At 42.2% G+C, this 3,293-nt stretch carries 3 protein-coding genes; 1 reads left to right on the top strand and 2 read right to left on the bottom strand.

Annotated features, from left to right (window positions below; all coding sequences use genetic code 11):
- Positions 1–209: 209 nt before the first annotated feature.
- Together truD and VGA95_04875 are read right to left on the bottom strand one after the other, a co-directional pair.
- Entirely contained in the window at positions 210–1,394 is a 1,185-nt protein-coding gene (gene truD, locus VGA95_04880; protein HEX9665877.1) for a tRNA pseudouridine(13) synthase TruD, read from the bottom strand.
- Between the two features lie 137 nt (positions 1,395–1,531).
- A complete protein-coding gene (locus VGA95_04875) occupies positions 1,532–2,338 on the bottom strand; it encodes a tRNA (adenine-N1)-methyltransferase (protein ID HEX9665876.1) in 807 nt (268 codons plus the stop codon).
- A gap of 154 nt (positions 2,339–2,492) precedes the next feature.
- Between VGA95_04875 and VGA95_04870 the strand changes: the two genes are divergently transcribed.
- Positions 2,493–3,293, top strand: an 801-nt coding sequence (locus tag VGA95_04870; GenBank protein ID HEX9665875.1) for an ISNCY family transposase, incomplete at its 3' end; no start/stop codon positions are given.

Here is a 3,293-nt window from a genome sequence, read left to right as displayed (position 1 = left end):
TTCTTTTATGAGATTCTTGAGAGTGATTCTGTATTGAAAATTTTCTCTATCCTTGGGACCGAGTTTCAGATAAAGGGAGGTAATGGGAAACTTATCGCTCCTAAATTCCAAAAGTTTGTTTATCCTATCTTGAAAATTCATCGCGTTTCTCCCCATGGAAAACTAGCTTACACAATACTCATGACCAAGTAAAACATGCTTTACTCTATCTACAAACGAATCCTTGATTCGGTATCGATCCTTCTGAGAAGCACGCTAGCATAGCTTCCCGGTGGCAGAAAAAAGGAGACCGTAAGCTTGAGTTTATTTGGATAAATTTCATCGGGAATTGGGTTACATATTTCTAGCTCCTCCGGAAACACAATAAGGTACCTTAGAACTGATTTGAAGAACGCTTTCTTAATTTTATTCAATCTAAAACCTCCCGTACAAATGCCTTCTCTTCTGATTGTCATTTCAGCGATAGCCTTTATTTTTTCTTCTGTGAATTCAACCTTATGGTCTACTAGTGGCACCTGAATTTCCATGAATCTTTTCAATAATTCATCGGAAATGGTCTTATAAAATACCATCTCTCCGGCCTGATAATGAAACTTTATTAGTTCCTCTTCTCTAAAATGCATCCTTAAATAATCGGACGCCATTTCGTTCCAGAGATAACTCTGATAAGCAGCAATGTAAAGAAATAACATCCTCGCATTTATTAAGTTTAAAGCCCTCGAAAAATCCCTGGGATGGTCTCTAAGATACGAAATTATGATTCTTTCATTCAGGGGTAGAGCAACTTTCAAACATTTTTCCCAATCGGACCAGTGCCGAGATATAAATTTCTTCAACTCCTTAATACGGGACCTGTCTTTAGAAGACCATTGAGTGAGATGTATCTTTAGAGCCTCTTCAAAATTTCCTAAAACTAAATGTTTTGCCAGATATTCGCCTCCGGACCTTACAGAACCGAATCTCTGTTCTCCGAAATAGTTGGGAAACCCGTGTTTTGATACCCGGTAGAGGCTACCCACTATCTTTGTAATAGATACCTTATCTAAATCCCTGAGTGTTATTTTAAACCTGTTTCTCTTGAGCAAATCAGGGCCCATTGGACGAGTTGCTCTCCCAAGAGGAGTTAAGATAAAATTTTTTTCTTTAATCGTTTTAGTCTTACCACCTCTTATGCTCAAGTACTGAGAAGTGAGAGCGTACTTATCTTTCATGCCGGCAAAACTCATTTCCCTATCGGGTATTTTGTACTTGCGAACAAGTTGATTTAGAACATCGAGTGTAGAGAGTCCACTCTTTTCCAATTTGTATATAACATACTCACCGGTGGGAGAAAATTCGGGAAGGTCTAAAAACTCCTCTACAATAAAATCGTCCGGACGTGATTTTATTTTCATTGGCAATTACTGGCCCGCATAAACGCGAATTTATAGGGATAAAACGAACAATGCAGTATTCATAATTCATGACGAACGATTGTTGATGCACCTTCTACCGTGCATCCTGCATCATGTATATCGCCTCCCGCTTCTTCTCACTCTTCTTCACCCGGGTCAGTTGTCGGCTGAGTCTTTGTAATAATCGCCTTCCGTCCAAACGTGAGGAACCCGGTATGACTCACCATCCGTTCAAATGGTCTGGTCTTACCCGAACGGGCCAGTATTCGACGGACCAGAACCTCTATTGTATCAAGATAAACAAATCCATTTTCGCTCAAACTCTCCGCAGTTTTTTCGACCTGATTATATGTCGGCGATAAACTGGCAATCCTTCCTCCACCCCTGAGAGATCGTGAAGCAGCGGGAACCCCATCCCAGGGAGATGGAAGATCGAGCACGACAACATCCACCTCTTCTTCATCAAACCCCTCCCCTACCTCTCTCAACTTGAATTCTGCAAAATCAGAAAACCCCGCTTCCTCCACGTTTTTTCTGGCATTTTCGAGAAAATCCTCTCTTCTATCGTATGCGTACACCTTCCCAGTCGGAGCTACGGCGCTGGCAAGAGCTATAGTGAGCGCCCCCGAACCCGAGCCACACTCAATTACAGTCATTCCTGATCGTAAGCCTGTCTTGAGCAGAATTAACGCCGCATCCTTGGGATAAATTATCTGCGTGAGCCTTTTCACCTTCATCATTCTATCCTCAAGAGTGGGGTCAAGGAGGATGAACGGTTTGCCCAGTTGCGAGTAGATAACTTCGCCATATCCTCTGCCTATCGCATCCTTGAGGTTAATATTGCCGTGATGAGTCCCAAAGGCCTTCTCTTCTCTTATTCTAACTAGAAAGGTTTTATTATCCGAAGACAAGAGGAAGACATAATCCCCTGATTTTATGTGCATTTCACTCGGAAGGGTAATTAATAAACGACCGATTTTCAAGCCAGATCATTCACAACTGTCATAACTATTTAGAAATGTCCTATATATAACTATTTAGAAATGTCGTATTGAAGAGAGAGTGGAGAAGTAAAATGCACCCGAATGGAGGGTGCATATGAAAGGACACTTCCTAATCAGTCGAAAGGAACGAGATTGTAAAAAGGTGCTAGAGCGTGTTAAGAGAAAACAGATGAGTTTGAAAGAGGCATCTGTGGTATTACATATGAGCTACCGCCAATGTCAAAGGATATACAAGCGCTATGTAGATGAAGAAAACTCTGGATTAATTCATCGTCTAGTTGGAAAACCATCGAATAGGGCAATTGAACCAGAGGTAAAAAAGGCAATCTTAGAGCGGTACCAACAACGCTATTGTGATTTTGGACCGACATTGGCCTCGGAGAAGTTAGATTTGGATGGATATAAAGTAGATCATGAGACGCTACGGCAGTGGTTGATCAAGGAGAGCCTGTGGTACAAACGACGAAAGAGACCTCGGCACAGGACATGGCGAGAGAGGAAAGCACATTTTGGAGAGTTAGTGCAAATGGACGGATCAATTCACCTGTGGTTTGAGGGTCGTGCAGAGGGTTGCTGTCTAATGAATATGGTGGATGATGCCACTGGGATGACAATGTCGCTATTTGACCACGAGGAAACAACCGCAGCTGCAATGGTGTTATTGTGGAAATGGATAGAGCGCTACGGCATTCCAGCAGCCCTTTATACCGATTGTAAAAATGTCTACATTCCTTCGGAAAAATCCAATCTCAAAGCTCAACAAAGTGGTAATGAGGTTGTGACACAGTTTGGGAGGGCTTGCCAGAAGCTAGGAATTAGAATAATCACTGCCCACTCTCCACAGGCAAAAGGGCGAGTAGAGAGAAGCAATGGAACATATCAGGATAGACTAGTA

Source organism: Thermodesulfobacteriota bacterium (assembly GCA_036397855.1).
Classification (GTDB): domain Bacteria; phylum Desulfobacterota_D; class UBA1144; order Nemesobacterales; family CSP1-2; genus DASWID01.
This window is presented reverse-complemented; position numbering and strand designations above follow the sequence as displayed.

Coding starts and splice junctions, on each gene's coding strand:
- truD (HEX9665877.1), bottom strand. CDS start 1,394: ATGAAAATAAAATCACGTCCGGACGATTTTATTGTAGAGGAGTTTTTA.
- VGA95_04875 (HEX9665876.1), bottom strand. CDS start 2,338: ATGCACATAAAATCAGGGGATTATGTCTTCCTCTTGTCTTCGGATAAT.